This is a genomic window from Pseudoalteromonas sp. 78C3 (assembly GCF_002836695.1).
In the GTDB taxonomy this organism is placed as follows: domain Bacteria; phylum Pseudomonadota; class Gammaproteobacteria; order Enterobacterales; family Alteromonadaceae; genus Pseudoalteromonas; species Pseudoalteromonas arctica.
Window position 1 is genome coordinate 61,805 of sequence record NZ_PJAV01000164.1, and the last position, 20,841, is coordinate 82,645.

The 20,841-nt window shown below is 38.8% G+C and carries 20 protein-coding genes; 12 read left to right on the forward strand and 8 right to left on the reverse strand.

Features of this window, described 5'->3' with window-relative positions:
- Positions 1 to 58 precede the first annotated feature (58 nt).
- Entirely contained in the window at positions 59 to 406 is a 348-nt protein-coding gene (locus tag CXF76_RS14835) for a hypothetical protein (RefSeq protein ID WP_024590144.1), read from the reverse strand.
- A 53-nt stretch (positions 407 to 459) separates the two neighbouring features.
- Complete coding sequence (locus tag CXF76_RS14840; protein ID WP_024590145.1) at positions 460 to 870, reverse strand: hypothetical protein; 411 nt, start codon at positions 868 to 870, stop codon at positions 460 to 462.
- A gap of 293 nt (positions 871 to 1,163) precedes the next feature.
- On the opposite strand from CXF76_RS14840, the gene CXF76_RS14845 reads away from it, so the two are divergent.
- Complete coding sequence (locus CXF76_RS14845; RefSeq protein WP_024590146.1) at positions 1,164 to 1,637, forward strand: hypothetical protein; 474 nt, start codon at positions 1,164 to 1,166, stop codon at positions 1,635 to 1,637.
- Positions 1,638 to 1,697: 60 nt separating this feature from the next.
- Positions 1,698 to 2,252 (forward strand): DUF1287 domain-containing protein, encoded by a 555-nt coding sequence (locus CXF76_RS14850; RefSeq protein ID WP_407072743.1) that lies wholly within the window; start codon positions 1,698 to 1,700, stop codon positions 2,250 to 2,252.
- A gap of 34 nt (positions 2,253 to 2,286) precedes the next feature.
- Here CXF76_RS14850 and yfaE read toward each other — a convergent pair whose 3' ends face one another.
- The 5 genes from yfaE to ubiG all read right to left on the reverse strand — a co-directional run bounded on the left by yfaE (position 2,287) and on the right by ubiG (position 8,506).
- Entirely contained in the window at positions 2,287 to 2,559 is a 273-nt protein-coding gene (gene yfaE / locus CXF76_RS14855; protein WP_024590148.1) for a class I ribonucleotide reductase maintenance protein YfaE, read from the reverse strand.
- Positions 2,559 to 3,689 carry a class Ia ribonucleoside-diphosphate reductase subunit beta gene (gene nrdB, locus CXF76_RS14860; RefSeq protein WP_007583038.1) on the reverse strand — a complete coding sequence of 377 codons (1,131 nt, stop codon included), beginning with the start codon at positions 3,687 to 3,689 and terminating at the stop codon, positions 2,559 to 2,561. Before nrdB ends, yfaE begins: the two co-directional genes overlap by 1 nt.
- A gap of 65 nt (positions 3,690 to 3,754) precedes the next feature.
- Positions 3,755 to 6,037, reverse strand: coding sequence for a class 1a ribonucleoside-diphosphate reductase subunit alpha (nrdA, locus tag CXF76_RS14865; protein ID WP_010552863.1), 2,283 nt, complete (start codon positions 6,035 to 6,037; stop codon positions 3,755 to 3,757).
- A 1,078-nt stretch (positions 6,038 to 7,115) separates the two neighbouring features.
- Positions 7,116 to 7,796, reverse strand: a complete 681-nt coding sequence (locus CXF76_RS14870) for an HAD family hydrolase (protein WP_101164054.1) — start codon at positions 7,794 to 7,796, stop codon at positions 7,116 to 7,118.
- Positions 7,796 to 8,506: a bifunctional 2-polyprenyl-6-hydroxyphenol methylase/3-demethylubiquinol 3-O-methyltransferase UbiG gene (gene ubiG, locus CXF76_RS14875; RefSeq protein ID WP_008171708.1), complete on the reverse strand. Its 711-nt coding sequence runs from the start codon at positions 8,504 to 8,506 to the stop codon at positions 7,796 to 7,798. Before ubiG ends, CXF76_RS14870 begins: the two co-directional genes overlap by 1 nt.
- 176 nt (positions 8,507 to 8,682) lie before the next feature.
- On the opposite strand from ubiG, the gene gyrA reads away from it, so the two are divergent.
- The 10 genes from gyrA to CXF76_RS14925 all read left to right on the forward strand — a co-directional run bounded on the left by gyrA (position 8,683) and on the right by CXF76_RS14925 (position 19,964).
- Positions 8,683 to 11,382 carry a DNA topoisomerase (ATP-hydrolyzing) subunit A gene (gene gyrA, locus CXF76_RS14880; protein ID WP_007583046.1) on the forward strand — a complete coding sequence of 900 codons (2,700 nt, stop codon included), beginning with the start codon at positions 8,683 to 8,685 and terminating at the stop codon, positions 11,380 to 11,382.
- Between the two features lie 321 nt (positions 11,383 to 11,703).
- Positions 11,704 to 12,786 carry a 3-phosphoserine/phosphohydroxythreonine transaminase gene (gene serC, locus CXF76_RS14885; RefSeq protein ID WP_010552860.1) on the forward strand — a complete coding sequence of 361 codons (1,083 nt, stop codon included), beginning with the start codon at positions 11,704 to 11,706 and terminating at the stop codon, positions 12,784 to 12,786.
- Positions 12,786 to 14,063 carry a 3-phosphoshikimate 1-carboxyvinyltransferase gene (gene aroA, locus CXF76_RS14890; RefSeq protein WP_024590150.1) on the forward strand — a complete coding sequence of 426 codons (1,278 nt, stop codon included), beginning with the start codon at positions 12,786 to 12,788 and terminating at the stop codon, positions 14,061 to 14,063. Before serC ends, aroA begins: the two co-directional genes overlap by 1 nt.
- Positions 14,064 to 14,169: 106 nt before the next feature.
- Positions 14,170 to 14,880 carry a (d)CMP kinase gene (gene cmk / locus CXF76_RS14895; protein ID WP_024590151.1) on the forward strand — a complete coding sequence of 237 codons (711 nt, stop codon included), beginning with the start codon at positions 14,170 to 14,172 and terminating at the stop codon, positions 14,878 to 14,880.
- 96 nt (positions 14,881 to 14,976) lie between these two features.
- On the forward strand, positions 14,977 to 16,644 hold the full coding sequence (gene rpsA, locus CXF76_RS14900; RefSeq protein WP_002961176.1) for a 30S ribosomal protein S1: 1,668 nt from the start codon (positions 14,977 to 14,979) through the stop codon (positions 16,642 to 16,644).
- Positions 16,645 to 16,711: 67 nt separating this feature from the next.
- Positions 16,712 to 16,999 (forward strand): integration host factor subunit beta, encoded by a 288-nt coding sequence (ihfB, locus tag CXF76_RS14905; protein ID WP_007583054.1) that lies wholly within the window; start codon positions 16,712 to 16,714, stop codon positions 16,997 to 16,999.
- A gap of 21 nt (positions 17,000 to 17,020) precedes the next feature.
- Complete coding sequence (locus CXF76_RS14910; RefSeq protein ID WP_007583056.1) at positions 17,021 to 17,302, forward strand: lipopolysaccharide assembly protein LapA domain-containing protein; 282 nt, start codon at positions 17,021 to 17,023, stop codon at positions 17,300 to 17,302.
- Positions 17,303 to 17,304: 2 nt separating this feature from the next.
- The gene (gene lapB, locus CXF76_RS14915) at positions 17,305 to 18,441 is read left to right on the forward strand and encodes a lipopolysaccharide assembly protein LapB (protein WP_010552858.1); all 1,137 of its coding nucleotides are present in this window, start codon (positions 17,305 to 17,307) and stop codon (positions 18,439 to 18,441) included.
- A 350-nt stretch (positions 18,442 to 18,791) separates the two neighbouring features.
- A complete protein-coding gene (gene pyrF / locus CXF76_RS14920) occupies positions 18,792 to 19,496 on the forward strand; it encodes an orotidine-5'-phosphate decarboxylase (protein ID WP_010552857.1) in 705 nt (234 codons plus the stop codon).
- A 93-nt stretch (positions 19,497 to 19,589) separates the two neighbouring features.
- Positions 19,590 to 19,964: a hypothetical protein gene (locus CXF76_RS14925; RefSeq protein ID WP_101164055.1), complete on the forward strand. Its 375-nt coding sequence runs from the start codon at positions 19,590 to 19,592 to the stop codon at positions 19,962 to 19,964.
- Between the two features lie 43 nt (positions 19,965 to 20,007).
- Here CXF76_RS14925 and CXF76_RS14930 read toward each other — a convergent pair whose 3' ends face one another.
- On the reverse strand, positions 20,008 to 20,841 hold the full coding sequence (locus tag CXF76_RS14930; RefSeq protein ID WP_024590152.1) for a CvfB family protein: 834 nt from the start codon (positions 20,839 to 20,841) through the stop codon (positions 20,008 to 20,010).

The window sequence follows — 20,841 nt, forward strand, 5'->3', positions numbered from 1 at the left end:
TACAGCAGGAGTAAGTGCAGCTTTGGACCTTACAAGATACTTATGAGCCAACAGTGGGCTAGGGCGTTAGCTCTTTATTGGCCGCTTTTTTGTATTTGAAATAGCTTATTAAATAAACGGCTATTGGAATCGTTGGGCTTAAAAATATGTGAGGATGAAAATAGATACCACGTTCGTCATATAGAAACACATATAACACGACCGCAAACGTTGAAGGTAAGGGGAAGATGATTGCGCCGTGCCCAACAGCAGCAAATAGTGTCCACGAGAAAACACTAGGCCAAAGCACTGCTCTGATGTAAGCACCTTTATTAGTCGCTTTAGCCTTTTTAGCGTAATTACGTGAAACAAAATAAGATATTACCGTTGGAAACAAAGTTAAAATGATACTTAGCAGTATAAGCATAGTGATTCAATTCCTTTTGATATTATTTGCATAACACAGTTTTTCACAATGTGTTAATTGGTTTGAGTTAATACCGTTTTTAAAGCAGCAATTTGCTTAATTTCATCAGCTGTTAATGCTTGATATAACCTAGGATAGGGCCAACCATAGTCCCATCTGAAAGTCGATGGTATATAAGGGCTGCCACCAAATCGAACTCCAGCAAGCATAAGGTTCGCTATACTCGTTTCGCCGGCTTCAATAACACATTGTTGCAAGGCTTTATCTGCTTCTAAACGTTGCCAATAAGTGCCACCTTGCCAGTAGGCGTAGTCGTGCGCTTTACAACATGCAAGCCACAACTTTTTATCTTTTGTCGTGCCGTCCGGAAAAGCACTACAGCCATCTGATGTGAACGGTTTTATATTTTCAGCATTTGCTGTATTACTTAATATGACCAGTAAGACAATGGGACTGAAACGCATTATTTTCATGCGAAAGAGTGTATTAGTAAAATTATACATGATTTTAAGTGTTACTGTTTTAGTTACAAATAATAACACTTTAAAAAGTATAAAAAAGGTTTTTACTGTTTATAGACTGGTTATGTTTATATGATAATTTTGATTTAGAGCTTTTTGTTTAGATACTCTATGCGTTCTATTTTCTTCGCTAGTTGCGAGGTGTTAATACTAAAAGTGCTGGTTAAAAAACTTACTACAATATTAGATTAAGGTTTACACATGGTGTGTTGCATTTGTACTTTAGGAGAGGAGCTGTGCTAGAACAGATAGAAAATTGGATTGACGCTACAAATTTAAAATACAGTAGTCAAAAAGTGAGTTGTGATAAATTCAGTAATGAATTTTATGGGTTTTATCCTACCGAGTTTTTAAAAAACGCGTATTACGTTGTTGTAGACCAAATACCAAAGCCAGACTTTGCGGGTCTGCGAGAAATGGGCCTAGGTGATTTTGTCGATATGGACGCGGCGGGTATAACGTATAAAAATACTTATTATATACTTCCCCACGTCGCTACTAATTTAAGGGTCCATTTTCATGAACTTGTTCATGTTGCGCAGTGGCTTGAGCTTGGCGCTAACGCATTTATGCTTCGTTACATTAGTGAAATTCAACGAGAGGGATATCACCATGCTCCGCTCGAAAAGATGGCATACGCGCTTGATGATCAATTTGCTAGTCGTGGTAAAAAAATAGATGTGCCAAAATATGTAACTCATACTCTGTAATTAGCGCAGAATTTTAAAGGAATTTATATGAACAAAACGTTAGGATGCTTTTTTACTTTAATGTGTATTGATGCACAAGCTGTAACGTTTGAAGAAGGTATAGTATCAGCCTTACTCGAGCGAACAAAACACAATATTACCTACGATGGGGCTTATCACTCAATTGCTTACCCAGGTGGTGATGTGCCTAAAAATATTGGGGTATGTACCGACGTTATAATCAGAAGTTACAGAAAGTTAGGTATCGACTTACAGAAACTCGTGCATGAAGACATGCAAAAAAACTTTGTACTGTATCCATCTAAACGTATTTGGGGTTTAGCTAAGCCTGATAGAAATATAGACCACCGACGTGTACCAAATTTACAAGCTTACTTTGAGCGCCATGCAAACGTATTAAGTAAATCCAGTAAGGTGAGTGATTATAAAACCGGCGATATAGTAACGTGGATGTTATCAGGTAATTTACCTCATATAGGTATGGTGATTAATGAGTTATCTCAAGATACGGGTAACCCACTTATTGTGCATAATATAGGGCGTGGTCCGCAAAAAAGCGATATGCTTTTTGATTACAAAATTACCGGGCATTACCGGTTTGTTCCACACTATTGATAAGTTTAATAAACGATAGATGTAAGTATTAATTTTATTTCAGATCAATACTTACATTGCCATTAGGCTTGCAGCAGCACAGGAGTATTTCGCCTTCGCGCACAAACGCAAGTGGCTCTTCGTTATATTCAACACTACCTGACACTAACGTTGCCCTACAAGCGCCGCAGTAACCTTCACGGCATTGGAATGCGACGTCTATTTTCATGGATTCTAAGCACTGTAAAAGAGAAGGGCAGCCAGCGGTAAATTCTATACACTGGCTGTTTTCTGCAAGCGTTATGCTTGCAGTAGACTTGTCACTCATTATAAATCAAAATCACCAAATTCTGATGCATCAACTTGAGAGTCTATTTGACCAACAAGGTATGAGCTAATTTCTGCTTCTTGCGGTGCTACTTGCACGTTATCAGACACTAACCACGAGTTTATCCATGGGATAGGGTTACTGTTATTTTCAAACTGTGCTGGCAAGCCAATGGCAGTCATACGTGCATTAGTAATGTATTCAACGTACTGACATAAAATATGCTTATTTAAGCCAATCATTGAACCATCTTTAAATAAATACTCAGCCCACTCTTTTTCTTGCTCTGCAGCATCAACAAACATTTTAATCGCTTCGTCGCGGCACTGAGCTGCAACAATCGCCATTTCAGGGTCGTCTTTACCGTCTTGCATAATGTTTAAAATATGCTGAGTACCCGAAAGGTGAAGTGCTTCATCGCGCGCAATAAGCTTGATGATTTTAGCGTTACCTTCCATTAGTTCACGCTCAGCAAACGCAAACGAACATGCAAAGCTTACGTAAAAGCGAATCGCTTCAAGAATATTTACCGACATCATAGCCAGGTAAAGTTTCTTTTTAAGCTCAAACAAATTCACGATAACAGTTTTACCGTTAATCTCGTGTTTGCCTTCACCGTATAAGTTGTAAAGCGATACAGAGTTAATTAAGTCATCGTAGTATTTAGTTACGGCATCAGCACGTTCGCTAATTTTATCGTTGCTAACAATGTCATCAAAAATAAGTTCAGGTGCTTGTGTTACGTTACGGATAATATGCGTGTATGAGCGGCTGTGAATTGTTTCACTGAACGCCCACGTTTCTATCCATGTTTCAAGCTCTGGTAGCGATACAATAGGGAGTAGGGCAACGTTTGGCGAACGGCCTTGTACGCTATCAAGCAAAGTTTGGTATTTTAAGTTACTTAAAAATATATGCTTTTCGTGATCGGGTAACGCTTGAAAGTCTAAACGGTCTTTACTTACATCTACTTCCTCAGGACGCCAAAAGAAAGACAGTTGCTTCTCGATTAATTTTTCAAAAATTGGGTATTTTTGTTGGTCGTAACGAGATACGTTTACAGTTTGGCCAAAAAACATTGGCTCTTGCATTTGGTTATTATGGTTTCGGCTAAAAGTAGTATAAGACATGTTTATCACTCAAAAAACTATCAGAAAAAGCGGGCTAAATGCCCGCTTAAAATAAAAATCAGCAGTTATATTTTACACGCGCCGCCTTCACAATCATCATCTTCCACTTCTGGAGTATCTTCTTGCATATCTGAGGCACCATCACGAGTATTGTGGTAGTACAAGGTTTTAACACCTAGTTTGTACGCGCTTAGTAAGTCTTTTAATAAGACTTGCATAGGTACTTTACCGCCTTCGAACTTGTTTGGATCATAATTTGTATTTGCAGAAATTGTTTGGTCTACAAATTTTTGCATTATACCAACAAGCTGCAAGTAACCATCGTTTGATGGAATGTCCCACAGTAGCTCGTATTGATCTTTTAAACGCTCATACTCAGGAACAACTTGCTTTAAAATACCGTCTTTACTTGCTTTAACGCTAATATGTCCACGTGGTGGTTCAATACCATTTGTTGCATTAGAGATTTGCGACGATGTTTCTGATGGCATTAACGCACTTAGTGTTGAGTTACGCATACCGTGCTCTTTAATATTTGCACGTAGTGTATCCCAATCAAGATGAAGTGGCTCATCACAAATTTTATCTAAATCACGTTTGTACGTATCTGTTGGCATAATGCCTTGTGAATACGTTGTTTCGTTAAACTTAGGACAGGCGCCACGCTCTTTAGCAAGCTCGTTTGATGCTTTCATCAAGTAGTATTGAATCGCTTCAAAGGTTTTATGTGTTAATGCATTTGCGCTGCCATCTGAATAACGTTTACCGTTTTTAGCTAGGTAGTATGCGTAGTTAATCACGCCTATACCTAACGTTCGACGACCCATAGTTGCATTTTTAGCAGCCGGTACTGGGTAGTCTTGGAAATCAAGTAAGTTATCAAGTGCGCGTACTGCAAGTTCAGCTAGCTCTTCGAGCTCATCAAGTGATTCTATTGCACCTAAGTTAAACGCAGACAGTGTACAAAGGGCAATTTCGCCTTCTTCGTCATTTACGTTATTAAGTGGCTTAGTTGGCAATGCAATTTCTAAACATAAGTTAGATTGGCGAATAGGCGCAACTTTAGCAATGAACGGGCTGTGTGTATTACAGTGATCCACATTTTGTAAATAAATACGACCTGTACTTGCACGCTCTTGCGCAAACATAGAGAAAAGCTCAATCGCTTTAATGCGTTTTTTACGAATCGATTCGTCTTGTTCGTATTTTACGTAAAGCGCGTCAAACTCAGCTTGATCTTCAAAAAATGCATCGTAAAGGCCTGGCACATCTGATGGGCTAAATAACGTAATGTAGTCGTCTTTAATTAAACGAGAGTACATTAGTTTATTAAACTGTACGCCGTAATCTAGGTGACGAACACGGTTGTCGTCTACACCACGGTTATTTTTAAGTACAAGTAGGTTTTCTACTTCTAAATGCCAAAGCGGGTAGAATAATGTTGCAGCGCCGCCACGTACACCACCTTGCGAACAACTTTTAACAGCTGTTTGAAAGTGCTTATAAAAAGGAATACAACCTGTGTGGTACGCTTCGCCGTTACGAATATGGCTACCTAGCGCACGAATACGACCAGCGTTAATACCAATACCTGCACGCTGTGAAACATATTTAACAATAGCTGACGACGTTGCATTGATTGAATCAAGGCTGTCGCCACATTCAATTAATACACACGAGCTAAACTGGCGAGTAGGTGTACGTACACCCGACATAATTGGCGTTGGTAGAGATATTTTAAATAACGATACTGCGTCGTAAAAGCGCTTAATGTAAGAAACGCGTGTTTCACGTGGGTAGTCAGAGAATAAGCTCGCTGCTACTAAAATATATAAAAACTGTGCACTTTCGTAGATTTCACCCGATACACGGTTTTGAACGAGATACTTACCTTCAAGCTGTTTTACAGCCGCGTAGCTAAAGTTAAGATCGCGAGAATGATCAAGATATGCATCAAGCTCGTCTAATTCTTGTTCTGTGTAATCTACTAATAAGTGAGCATCGTAGCGTTTATCGCCAACCATTTTTGTTACGTGGTCAAATAAACGTGGTGGCTCAAATTGACCGTACGCTTTTTTACGTAAATGGAATACAGCTAAACGTGCAGCTAAGTATTGATAATCAGGCGATTCTTTTGAAATCTGATCCGCTGCTGCTTTAATGATGGTTTCGTGAATGTCTTTAGTACGAATACCGTCGTAAAACTGAATGTGCGATTTTAATTCAACTTGCGAAACCGAAACGTTGCTTAAACCTTCGGCGGCCCATTCAATAACGCGATGGATCTTATCCAGATCAAGAGGCTCTTTGCGCCCATCACGTTTGCTTACAGATAACTGTTGGTTCATAGATTTGCCTGTATTCCTTGGGAATTATGTATTTTGACCAATGTTTATGCCTCGCCGAAGCAAGGTAGATACTCGTTTTGTATAAATTTAATTAAATTGGAGAATTTAATTGAATAACATTTGGCCACAATATCTGGTGCTGTTCAATTTAATGATCACAAGATAGTGTGGTCTGAGTTGTTTTGCAAGAGGTAGAATTGTGTCTATTATCTGATAATGAGGAGATATAGCCTTTGTGTTAGTAGACACTCACCTTCGAACAATCATTTAAGATGAAATATGCAAAAATCAACTAATGATCTACTAAATTTGCGTATTTTAAAAATAAATTTTGACTGCTTTTTTTATCATCAGGCTTTGCGTGAAAATTGACTCAATCACAATATATAGTGTTTATTAATTAACATAGCACTATATATGGTTGAATCGAATTTTTGTACAGGGTATATGGTTGTAATATATAAGATTGAGGCAAGGTAAGTTTTTCAGATATAGTTATACTGGAATGTAAGATATAAAAATGGGCTAAAAATTAGCCCATTTAAATTTATACTACGAGCAAACTACCCAGTGTAATAATTTTAAAAACAATCATTATTACACTCTCTGAAATTTCTATAGAAATATTGAGTTTCAACTTTAGTTATCCTAAATCTGAGTTAGTCACTTGCCGACAATATAAGAATCAGTTACGCTCAAACTTCCACACTTGGGCGCTTTCCTAAAATTTTAGCAAGTGTCTTTGCTAACATCATATTCAAACCTTGGGTATGATGTTAGCCCCTCCACCTAGTTGAAATATCAATTCCATCAAAGTGTTAATAAAACTTTAATGTGGTCTGAGTTGTTTTGCAAGGGACATAATTGCCCCTGTTTGTGGATAACTTTAGGATAACGCATTTGTGTTAGTAGAGACTCACCTTCGAACAATCAATTAAGTTGAAATATGCAAAAATCAATTAGTGATCTGCTAAATTTACGCATTTTAAAAATAAATTCTGACTGCTTTTTTTATCAGCAAGCTTTGTGTGAAAGCTAACAAAACCACAGCATATAGTGTTTGATAATTAAAATAGCACTATATATGGTTAAAACCATCAATTGGGCTTTGCCAGTTAAAATCAGCATTCCAGCTGTTGGCTTCATCAATACTTGGGATGTAACCCCAAAGTGCCGTTGCGGTATGCATACCTGCCGCTTTGCCTGCTTGTATGTCACGCTGTGCATCACCAATGTATAAACAACGGCTTGGTTCTACCTGCATAAGCTTTGCACAATGTAGCAGTGGTAAAGGTGATGGCTTAGCTTCAGCTAATGTGTCGCCACTTATTACTACACTGACATTTTTTAATGCGGGAATAGCTGCCACTAAAGGAGCGGTTAAAAACCCTGGTTTATTAGTCATGATCCCCCATTTGATCTTTTTCTGATCAAGGGCGATAAGTAACGATTCAACTCCGCTGAAGCAACGTGTGTGATTTGCTATGTTTGTGGCGTACTCGTCAACTAATTGCTTTATAAGCTCGCTTTGGGGTTGTTTAGCCCATAATTCTTTAAAACCAGCCTCTAATAATGCGCCTGCGCCGTTAGATGCCGCAGGACGGTATATATCACTACTAACAGGTTCTATTTTATTGCTAATAAGAACTGCGTTTAAAGCGGCACCTAAATCATCAGCGGTGTCGAGTAGGGTGCCGTCTAAATCAAATAAAAATGCATCGTACTCAATAAGGGGTAGGGGGGCTTGAGAGTTAGCCATTAAGCTAACTTCTCAAAATAAAGTATGTAATTTACGCTAACGTCACTATTGAGCGTATATTGCTTTGATAGTGGGTTATAAGAAAGCCCTGTGCTTGCACGAACTTTTAAACCGGCTTGCTCTGCCCATGCAATAAGTTGTGCAGGCTTTATAAACTTTTTATGGTCGTGTGTACCTTCAGGCACCATTTTTAAGAGTTTTTCAGCGCCAACAATCGCGTATAAATATGCTTTAGGTGTTTTGTTCAGGGTTGAAAAAAACACGTCCGCGCCTGGTTTGGCAAGTGCAGCTACAGCATGAATGATAGATGCTGGGTCGGGAACGTGCTCAAGCATTTCCATACACGTTATTACATCAAAGCGCTCAGGGTACTGTGTTGCAAACTCTTCTGCAGGCACTTTTATATAATCTACATTTACGCCAGTTTCTAAACTGTGCAACTTAGCAACAGTTAAAGGTTCTTGGCCCATATCGATGCCAGTTACTTTTGCACCCATACGCGCCATGCTTTGGCTTAAAATACCGCCGCCACAGCCAACGTCGAGTGTTTCTTTATCGAATAAGCCTTGCGTTTTGTTTGCTATAAAGTCTAAACGTAACGGGTTAATTTCGTGAAGAGGTTTGAATTCTCCGTCTAGGTCCCACCAACGCTCAGCGATGGCTTCAAATTTTGCTATTTCTGCGTGATCTACATTTTGATGTTCGGTCATAAAATACTTCCTCGTCAATCTGAGGCCATTATATAGGGCTAAATTGATAAATCGCAAAGTTTTGCGCCTGTAAATTAAAATTAATTGTGATAGCATGGCTGTTAGAAATAATAACAATACTCTTAATACCCAATACCGGGTTGTTGAGAGCTGATACTGAAGGAATGTGATATCAAATGACTGATCTCGCCAATGAAATTCTGCCAGTCAATATTGAAGACGAGTTAAAAAACTCCTACTTAGATTACGCAATGAGCGTAATAGTAGGACGTGCATTACCAGACGTACGTGACGGCTTAAAACCTGTTCATCGCCGCGTTTTGTTTGCAATGAACGAGCTTAGTAATGACTGGAACAAGCCTTACAAAAAATCGGCCCGTGTGGTCGGTGACGTAATCGGTAAATACCATCCACACGGCGACAGTGCAGTTTATGACACGATAGTTCGTATGGCTCAGCCATTCTCACTACGTTATATGCTTGTAGATGGCCAAGGTAACTTCGGTTCGGTTGATGGTGATTCAGCAGCGGCAATGCGTTATACAGAAGTACGTATGGCAAAAATGTCGCATGAGTTATTAGCCGATCTTGAAAAAGAAACGGTTGATTTCGTTCCTAACTACGATGGCACTGAGTTCATCCCTGACGTGTTACCTACGAAAGTCCCTAATTTATTAGTGAATGGTTCGTCGGGTATTGCAGTAGGTATGGCTACAAATATACCACCACATAACTTAACTGAAGTTGTGAACGGTTGTTTGGCACTTATTCAAAATCCTGATTTAACTATTTTAGAGTTAATGGATTATATCCCTGGTCCTGATTTCCCTACGGCTGCAATTATCAACGGTAAAAAAGGCATTGAACAAGCCTATTTAACTGGCCGTGGTAAAGTGTACATGCGTGCACGCGCCGACGTCGAAACCGATGAAAAAACAGGCCGTGAAACAATCATCGTTCACGAAATTCCTTATCAAGTTAATAAAGCCCGTTTAATTGAAAAAATTGCTGAGCTTGTTAAAGATAAGAAAATTGAAGGTATTAGTGCACTACGTGATGAATCAGATAAAGACGGTATGCGTATCGTTATTGAAATTAAACGTGGTGATGTAGGCGAAGTTATTTTAAATAACTTGTATTCACAAACTCAGTTACAAACTGTGTTTGGTATGAATATGGTTGCATTAATTAACAACCAACCTAAGTGTTTTAATCTAAAAGAAATGCTTGAAGAGTTTATTATTCACCGCCGTGAAGTAGTAACTCGCCGTACCGTGTTTGATTTACGCAAAGCGCGTGACCGTGCTCATACGCTTGAAGGTTTAGCAATTGCGCTTGCAAACATTGACCCAATTATCGAGCTTATTCGTAAATCACCTACACCTGCTGAAGCTAAAATTGCTTTAACTGCACGTCCGTGGGAATTAGGTCATGTACAAGGTATGCTTGAAAAAGCAGGCGAAGATAATGTAGCCCGTCCAGATTGGCTTGCTGATGATTTAGGTATTCGCGACGGTCAATACTATATTTCTGAGCAACAAGCTCAAGCAATTCTAGATTTGCGTTTACACAAGCTTACTGGTCTTGAACACGAAAAAATCTTAACTGAATATCAAGCGCTATTAGAGTTAATTGCTGAGCTACTTTATATTTTGGCAACACCTGAGCGTTTAATGGAAGTTATTCGTGACGAACTAGTTGAAATTAAAGCGCAGTATGGCGACGAACGTCGTACTGAGATCAATGCAGCGGCTCACGATATCAGCCTTGAAGACTTAATTACCGAAGAAAACGTTGTTGTAACGCTTTCTCACGAAGGGTATGTGAAGTATCAGGCATTGTCTGATTACGAAGCACAGCGTCGTGGTGGTAAAGGTAAGTCAGCAACGAAGATGAAAGATGAAGATTTCATTGAACGTCTGTTAGTTGCAAATACACACGATACTATTTTATGTTTCTCTACGGCCGGTCGTTTATATTGGCTTAAAGTGTATCAGTTACCACTAGCAAGTCGTGCAGCGCGCGGTAAGCCAATTGTTAACTTGTTACCACTTGAAGCTGATGAACGTATTACTGCTATATTGCCAGTACGCGAGTACGCAGAAGATAAATATATCTTTATGGCAACTGCATTCGGTACAGTTAAGAAAACACCATTAACGGCTTACAGTCGTCAACGTGCAAGCGGTATTATTGCTGTTAACTTAAATGATGGCGATAGCTTGATTGGTGTTGATATTACCGATGGTAGCAACGAAATTATGTTGTTCACTGATGCAGGTAAAGTTGTACGGTTCAAAGAAGCTGAAGAAACAACAGTTGTTGATGAAAACGGTAACCCAGTATTAGACGAAGAAGGTAACCCTGAGATTCGCTTCAAAGGTGTTCGCCCAATGGGTCGTACTGCTACAGGTGTTCGTGGTATTAAAATGCCAGACGAGCAACGCGTAGTATCGTTAATTGTACCAAAAACTGACGGTGCTATTCTAACGGTAACTGAAAATGGTTACGGTAAGCGTACACAACTTGAAGATTACCCATCTAAGAGTCGTGCAACACAAGGTGTTGTATCAATTAAGGTGAGTGAACGTAACGGCGCTGTTGTTGGTGCTGTGCAAGTTGATGACAACGATGAAATAATGATTATTTCGAATCGTGGTACCTTAGTACGAACTCGCGTTAATGAAGTTTCAACGGTTGGACGTAACACACAAGGTGTTATTTTGATCAGAACTATTGACGGAGAGCAAGTAGTTGGTTTACAACGTATAGAAGAGATTGAAGTTACAGAAAGTGACTTAATTGATATTGAAGACGTTGAAACAGTAGATACGGTTATTGATGAAGTAGCGGATGATAATCCTCCTTCAGAATAATTGATATTGAAAAAGCGGCCTTGGCCGCTTTTTTTAATGTTGTTGAAAAAAATTAATAGGGTGTGAAATTATACTCATACCAATTCGCTTAATTAAGTGATCTATTTTGAGGGTGGAAAAACGTGTTGATAGCTAGGCAAAAAATTCGCTATTTAGTTGTTCTAAATGAGAATTTTTTAACGCAAGTAGCGACACGTTTAGCCCCGCAAAATGATTAAGTATTATTGCGGATTGGTATTATTCATTAAATTTTAAAGGTTTAGCGGATTGGTATTAAATGTTCATGCTTAGTAGTTAAATTACTGGAATGAGGCAAAGGTAATGAGTAAATATAATTTTTGTGCGGGGCCAGCTATGCTTCCGCAAGCGGTTATGAAAAAAGCGCAAAAAGAGTTTCTAGATTGGCAAGACCTAGGTGTGTCTGTGATGGAGATTAGCCATCGTAGTAAAGAGTTTTTAGCGCTTACAGCTAAATGTGAAGCTAGCCTTCGTCGCCTAATGAATATTAGTGATGAATTTGAAGTGCTGTTTATGCATGGTGGTGGTCGTGGCCAGTTTAGTGCTGTGCCATTAAACTTACACCAAGAAGGCAAAACAGCGTTTTATTGCGAGAATGGCGTATGGTCGAAAAGCGCCAGAGATGAAGCGAATAAGTTTACTCAAACGTCTTTTACGGATGTCCGTAATGATGCTGATGGTGAGTTTTCAATTAAAGACGTTGCTGACTGGGAATTACCAGAAGACGCTGCGTACATCCACTATTGCCCTAATGAAACTGTCGATGGCTTAGAGATTTTTGATGTACCAAGCCACCCAACAGCTCCGATTATTGCTGATATGTCTTCAACTATTTTATCGCGTGAGATAGACGTTAATAAATTTGATTTGATTTACGCTGGTGCGCAAAAAAATATCGGTCCATCGGGCATATCAATTGTTATTGTTCGTAAAACATTACTTGAGCGCGAAGGTTTGCCAAAGCCCGGTATTTTAGATTACGCACTTGAAGCAAAGCAGGGCAGTATGTTTAATACCCCACCTACCTTTGCTTGGTATTTAGCGGCTGAAGTATTTGAATGGCTTGAAAGCAATGGTGGGGTAAAAGCCATGGAAGCACAAAATATTGCTAAAGCAAATTTACTGTATGATTTTATCGATAACTCAGATTTTTATTCAAATATAGTCGCTAAACATTGCCGCTCACGCATGAATGTTCCATTTTGGTTAAACGATGAAAGCTTAAATAGCAAATTTGTTGCTCAATCAAACGAGGCCGGTTTACTTGCACTTGAAGGTCACAGAATTGTGGGCGGTATGCGCGCAAGTATTTATAACGCTATGCCTCTTGAAGGTGTTCAAGCACTTGTAGATTTTATGGCTGCATTTGCAAAGGAGCACAGCTAATGGAGCAGCTCCGTTTAGAACCTATTTCTAAAGTAAATGGCACGGTAACCCTACCAGGTTCAAAGAGTCTATCGAACAGAATTTTATTATTAGCAGCACTGGCAAACGGTACCACCGTTGTAGAAAACTTACTTGATAGTGACGATATACGCCATATGCTGGGTGCTTTAAAGTTATTAGGTGTAAATGTAACTTTAAATGATGAACACACTGTAGCGACCGTAGAGGGAGTTGGTGGTGTGTTTAATACACCTACTGAGCCCTTGTTTTTAGGTAATGCAGGTACTGCTTACAGACCTTTAACGGCTGTACTTGCTGCCGTTGCTGGTGAGTATGAGCTAATTGGCGAGCCACGTATGGAAGAGCGTCCGATAGGTCACTTGGTTGATGCTCTACAAGCGCTTGGTGGTGATGTTACCTATACAAAACACAAAGACTATCCACCACTTAAAATTGTAGGTGGTCAAATAAAAGGTGGTGAGGTTGAAATTGACGGTAGTATTTCAAGTCAATTTTTAACGGCTCTATTAATGGCAGCGCCATTATTTAGCGGTGATACAACGATAACTATTAAAGGTACTTTAGTATCTAAACCTTATATTGATATTACGCTTGATGTAATGGCACGTTTTGGTGTTAATGTTGAACACAGTGATTATGCAACTTTTAAAGTTAAAGGTGGTCAACAGTATCAATCACTCGAACGAATTATGGTTGAAGGCGATGCATCTTCTGCTTCTTACTTTGTTGCTGCGGCTGCAATTGCTGGCGGCGAGATTGAAATTAAAGGCGTGGGTGCTAAATCAGTTCAAGGTGATATAGGCTTTGCTAAAGTAATGGAGCAAGTAGGCGCGAAAATCGATTGGTATGATGAGCGTTTAGTTGTTCGCAAAGGCGAATTAAAAGGCGTAGATATTGACGCTAATGCAATTCCTGATGCTGCTATGACCCTTGCAACTGTTGCTCTTTTCGCTAAAGGCCCAACTGCCATTCGTAACATTTATAACTGGCGAGTAAAAGAAACAGACCGTTTATATGCGATGGCAACTGAGCTTAGAAAAGTAGGTGCAGAAGTGGTAGAAGGGCATGACTTTATAGAAATTACACCGCCTAAACACTTCAACGATGTAGCAATAGACACTTACGACGATCACCGTATAGCCATGTGTTTTGCAATGGTTGCCGTTGGTGGAAAGCCAATAACGATTAATGATCCAAAGTGTACCTATAAAACATTTCCTACATTTTTCAATGTTTTAGCGTCAGTCAGTGAATAAGCTAATTAGAAGTAATTACAAAAGTTACACACTAATAGCAGATATATTTTAATAACTGACGTATAATGTCGCGGTTTATTTAGGTGTGCATTGCAGGAGGTTTTAAATGCAGGCGTTATTAATGCCCGTGATCACCGTTGATGGCCCAAGTGGTTCAGGTAAAGGAACTGTTTGTCGCTTGTTAGCCGACAAGTTAGGGTGGGATGTATTAGATAGCGGTGCGATTTATCGCGTTTTATCTTTAGCTGCACTTCATCACCAAATTGCATTAGACAATGAAGAAGGGCTTGTCCCTCTTGCTGCAAATTTAGATGTGCAGTTTTTGGTAGATAGCCAAACTAATGCAGGAAAAGTTATTTTAGAAGGCGAAGATGTAACTACTACTATTCGTAATGAAGAAGTAGGCGCTGCAGCATCAAAAGTTGCAGCATTACCTCGCGTTCGTGAAGCGTTATTACGTCGCCAGCGTGCATTTCGCACTGAAAACGGCTTAATTGCCGATGGCCGTGATATGGGCACTGTGGTTTTTCAAGATGCGCCGTTAAAAATATATTTAACAGCAAGTGCAGAAGAGCGTGCTCGTAGACGCTTTGTTGAGTTGAATACGCGCGGTCTTGATGTTACACTAAGTGGTCTATTACAGGACATTCAAGCTCGTGACGAGCGCGATATGAATCGTGCCGTTGCTCCGCTTGTACCTGCAGAAGATGCTATTGAGCTTGATACTAGCGAACTCAATGCACAGCAAGTGTTTGATAAAGTAATAACTTTATTAGATATTGCAATCTCTGAAGGTAAGCTTCCTAAACGAAGCTAAAACACATTTTATGCGCCAGCAGGATGCCAGTGCTATTTTAACAACCCCATGCAGCATGGTTGCTTATTGGTATAATATATAGAGACGTATATTCGTATGTCAGAAAATTTTGCGCAGTTATTTGAAGAAAGCTTAAAGGGTTTTGAAGCAGAGCAAGGCTCTATCGTTAAAGGTACAGTAATCTCAATCGAGAACAACATTGTACTTGTAGATGCTGGTCTTAAATCAGAAAGTGCTATCCCTGCTGAGCAGTTCAAAAATGCTGCTGGTGAACTTGAAGTTGCTGTTGGCGACGAAGTAGATGTTGCACTAGATGCAATTGAAGACGGTTTCGGTGAAACTATACTTTCTCGTGAGAAAGCTAAGCGTCACGAAGCATGGATCCGTCTTGAGAAAGCATGTGAAGAGCAAGAGACTGTTACTGGTGTTATCAACGGTAAAGTTAAAGGCGGTTTCACAGTTGAAGTTGATTCAATCCGTGCTTTCCTACCTGGTTCACTTGTTGATGTTCGTCCAGTACGTGACACAACTCACCTTGAAGGCAAAGAGCTTGAATTTAAAGTAATCAAGCTTGACCAAAAACGTAACAACGTTGTTGTTTCACGTCGTGCAGTTATCGAATCTGAAAACTCACAAGAACGTGAAGAGCTTCTTGCTAACCTTGTTGAAGGCCAAGAAGTTAAAGGTATCGTTAAGAACCTTACTGACTACGGTGCATTCGTTGACCTTGGTGGTGTTGATGGTCTACTACACATTACTGATATGGCTTGGAAGCGTGTTAAGCACCCTTCAGAAATCGTTAATGTTGGCGACGAAATCGCAGTTAAAGTTCTAAAATTCGACAAAGATAAAACTCGTGTATCTCTAGGCCTTAAACAGCTTGGTGAAGATCCATGGGCAGCTATCGCTGGTCGTTACCCAGAAGGTTCTAAACTTTCTGGTCGTGTTACTAACCTTACAGATTACGGCTGTTTCGTGGAAATCGAAGAAGGCGTTGAAGGTTTAGTACACGTTTCTGAAATGGATTGGACTAACAAAAACATCCATCCTTCAAAAGTTGTTAGCTTAGGCGACACTGTTGAAGTTATGGTTTTAGAAATTGACGAAGAACGTCGTCGTATTTCTCTTGGTCTTAAGCAATGTATTGCTAATCCTTGGCAGGAATTTGCTCGTCTACAAAACAAAGGCGATCAAGTTACTGGTAAGATCAAATCAATCACTGACTTCGGTATCTTTATCGGTCTTGACGGTGGTATTGACGGTCTTGTACACCTTTCAGACATTTCTTGGAATACACCTGGCGAAGAAGCTGTACGTGAATTCAAGAAAGGCGACGAAATCACTGCTATCGTATTGCAAGTTGACCCAGAGCGTGAACGTATCTCTCTAGGTGTTAAGCAAATCGAAGCTGACCCATTCAATAACTACCTTGATGCAAACAAAAAAGGTGCTATTGTTAAAGGTAAAGTGACTGAAGTTGATGCGAAAGGCGCAACTGTTGAACTTATCGAAGGCGTTGAAGGTTACATCCGTGTAGCTGATATCGCTCAAGAACGCGTTGAAGATGCAACTACTGTTGTTTCTGTAGGCGACGAGATTGAAGTTAAATACGTTGGTGTTGATCGTAAGAACCGCACTTTAAGCTTATCTGTAAAAGCTCTTTTCGAAGCAGAAGAGAAAGAAGTACTAGAGAAGCTTAAGAAAGAAGAGCCAGTGTTTGAAAACGCAATGGCAGCTGCTTTCGCAAATGCACAAAAAGACTAATATATAATTAGTTTTTAGTTGGAAGGGCATTTTTTGCCCTTCCTATATCTCTTTTTAAGGAAACGCTATGACTAAGTCAGAACTGATAGAAACACTTGCGGAACAACACGCACACGTTCCAGTGAAAGATGTTGAGAATGCTGTAAAAGAAATTCTTGAACAAATGGCCGGCTCATTATCTACTTCAGATCGTATTGAGATCAGAGGTTTTGGTAGTTTCTCTTTGCATTTCCGCGCTCCTCGCACAGGTCGTAATCCTAAGACTGGCGATACAGTTGAGCTTGAAGGAAAGCATGTACCTCATTTTAAACCAGGCAAAGAATTACGCGACCGCGTAAATGAAAGCATTGCCTAGTTAACTTAGTGGAGTAGTTACTTGTTCAAGGTATTAAAAATTATTCTGGTTGCGCTATGCCTTATCAGTGCATTTGTATTAGGGTCACAAAACCCACAGTTAGTACAAATAAATTATATTATAGCCAGTAATACACTACCTTTAGCTGTAATAATAAGTATCTGCTTTTTATTAGGTGTTTTAGTGGGTTGTTTTATTAGCTTTAAATTGTTTTCACAATTAAAGTGGCAAAACTACCGCTTAAAAAAGCAATTAGCGCCTGAAAAAGATAAAAAAAAGCTTGCCGCGAATAAAGACACCTAACTATGATTGAGCTTTTGTTTTTACTATTACCTGTTGCCGCCGGTTACGGCTGGATTATGGGTAAAAACAGTGCTAAAAACCAAGCTCATCAACTAAATCGTCAGATCACTTCTGAATACAGCAAAGGCTTAAAGTTTCTACTCGACAGAGAAGAAGACCAAGGCTTAGAGCACTTGATTAATTTGCTTGAAGTTTCAGCTGACTCTGTTGAACACTATTCTACACTTGCCACCATGTTTCGCCGTAGAGGTGAATTGGACCGCGCAATTAAAATTCATGAACTTCTATTAAAACACCCAGGCTTAAATGAACAACAAGCTGCAACTAGCCGTTTAGAACTTGCCGAAGATTATATAATGGCTGGTCTACTAGATAGTGCAGAAGAGCACTTAGTTTGGTTAGTTAAGGCTGGCCATGTAGAAGCGCTAGACCCTATTATTACTTTATATTCGCAAACCCGTGAATGGGAAAAAGGCATCAACATGTTTGAAGCCCACAGCGAACTATTTTCAAAAGAACAGCAATTTAAAGCGATTGCTAATTTTTATTGTGAGTCAGCTTTAAGTGACAACACGCCCCAACTAATGAGAAAAGCGATTAGCTTAAATTATAAAGCCGTACGTCCGCTTTACGAGTTAGGATTAGTTGCTTACGCGAAAGAAGATTACGTTAAAGCTATTTATTACTGGCGTGAGCTTGTATCACAATTCACTTTGTTTGCGCCGTTGTTTATTGATGAGCTGGCTCACAGCTATAAACAATTAAATTTAACGCATCAATTTCATGAATTAGTCAGTGACTTGTTAGAAAAGGGCGGTGTATTAATTAAAATAAAACATTGCCAGGCATTGCTTGAGCAAGGACACACTAAACAAGCCTTTGAATTTCTAACTGATAGCTTAAAACGTCAACCGACTATTCGTGGTTTCAGTTTTTTACTGCAATTAATGGGTGACCAAAATAAAAATACTAAAGAAGTACTTAATGAAATTGATAAGCTTGTAACCTCTTATATTGCTACAAAACCTGATTTCCAATGTCAGCATTGCGGTTTTACAAGCTACACAATATATTGGAATTGCCCTTCTTGTAAGCATTGGGAAACCATTGTTCCAAGTCGAGGCTTAGACGGATTTTAATAACCCCTTAAATAATATCGGATTTAACTATGATAATTTTAGCAAATTAAACTGAGAGTTTACTGGGTTGGAATTTTTTGATGTTGTGTCTATATAAATTTCTCTACACCTTCTCTCAAATTACCAGCTAGCACTATTGCATTAAATCTACTTATACAATTACTTTATATCAATTCGCTTAATTAAGTGGTCTGTTTTGAGGTAAGAAAATTGTGTCGATAACAAGGCAAAAATTTCGTAATATTATTGTTCTATATAAGAAATTTTTAACGCAGTTAGCGTCAGATTTGGTCCTCAAATTGATTAAGTATTATTGCGGATTGGTATTATAGCCATACATTAGGATAGTCATGTCTTTCGAACACTCAAAAAAAATTCTTATAGCATTAGATTACGATGATCAAGAGGTTGCTTTAAACTTTGTTAAACAACTTTCTCCTGATACATGTCGTCTTAAAGTAGGCAAAGAGATGTTTACTTATTTTGGACCTGCATTTGTTAAAGAGTTAATTGATTTAGGTTTTGATGTTTTTCTAGATTTAAAATTTCATGACATCCCTAATACAGTAGCTAAAGCTGTTACTGCAGCTGCGAAAATGGGTGTGTGGATGGTAAACGTTCATGCTTCTGGTGGTTTTGAAATGATGAGCAAAGCTAAATCGGCTCTAGAACAATTTGGCGATAAAGCGCCATTACTTATCGCGGTTACTGTATTAACAAGCATGGATGAAACAGAACTAAAGCGTTTAGGCGTTGATAAATCTGCTCAAGAGCAAGTTATATATTTAGCTAAGCTTGCAAAGGAAGCAGGGCTTGATGGCGTTGTGTGTTCTGCACAAGAAGCAAAAGCTTTAAAAGCAGAGTTAGGTGAGAACTTTAAACTTGTAACACCAGGTATACGTCCTGAAGGCAGTGATGCTGGCGATCAAAAGCGTATTATGACTCCTAAGCAAGCAATAGATGCAGGAAGTGATTATTTAGTTATAGGCCGACCTATTACTCAGGCAGATGATCCCGTAAAAGTGCTTAGTGATGTTAATAGATCTATAGCATAATTTAACAAAAAGCAGCAATATAGTGCTAAAAGCCCTTACCTCATGTATATTTTATGTTACATTATTAGGATTGAAATGTAGTAGGGGTTTGTTTTGAAGTTATTATTAGGTTTTATAATTATTATTGTTGCGGGTTTTTCAGTAAATAAAAATCTTTTTTCTAATAAAGCATATGATGATGTTACATCAGTAACAGATATAATCACGAGTTACCCTGTCAATATGTTCGATTTTAAACAAACAATGCAAGATTATGCACACCACCTATGTTACAAAAATGAGGATACACTCATATCTCAGCATATAACAGTAACTGATTGCATATCTAAGCTTGATGATAAAAAAATAGAATGCGAAAAGAAGGTTTTTCGTTTGGCACCGCTTAACCTAGAGTCAAAAGGTGAAGTGCTTGATTATTCAAGGCAATATACGCAATGTACATTGCCTTATAAGTATATTTTAGGTTAATTACAAACAGATAATATTAGTAATTACAGCCTATTATTTATAATTAAGATCTTAAGCGAATGGATTTCGCTTCAATATCTATCAACTCTTGTTTGAATAATCCACCAATTGCTTTTTTATAGTTAGCTTTACTAGTAGAAAACATCTTTTTTATAGCTTCAGGTTCAGATTTATCACCTAATGGGATAACACCACCTTCATTTTTTAGTTTTTGCATAATAGTTTCACCAAGGTCACTTACTTTTCCCATACCTGGCTTTTCTAATACAACATCAATTTTTCCGTCTTCACGTACTTTCTGAATGAAGCCTTTAAGCTTTTGACCCACAAATAAGCTTTTAAATACCATATTGTAAAAAACAACACCGAAATGCGATTCTTCAATTAATACCTTGTAGCCAATATCTGTTTTGCCAGCAACAATTAAATCCACTTCTTGTAAGTGAGTATATTGTGGCTCATCTTTAGATAGGAAGCGATTAAAGTTATTTGATGCACAAATACGTTGGCTTGCATTATCAAGGTACAAACGAACTAAATATGAGTGACCTTCTTGCATGCGTGGTTTTTGTTCGTTAAACGGGGTTAGTACATCTTTTTCAAGACCCCAATCTAAAAATGCACCAATACTATTAATTTCTTTAACGCGAAGCAGGGCATATTCACCTACTTGTGCGTGTGGCTTTTTAGTTGTGGCAGTTGCTAAGTTAGCGTTGTCTAAAAAGATAAATACACTAATGCTATCGCCCGCTTCAAGCTCATGTTTAATTTCTTGTTTTGGTAAAAACACTTCACCTAAATCATGACCGTCTAAGTAAGCACCTTCGTTACTCACTTCTTTTACAAATAATGTTTGTGTGGTTCCTAGGTAACTCAT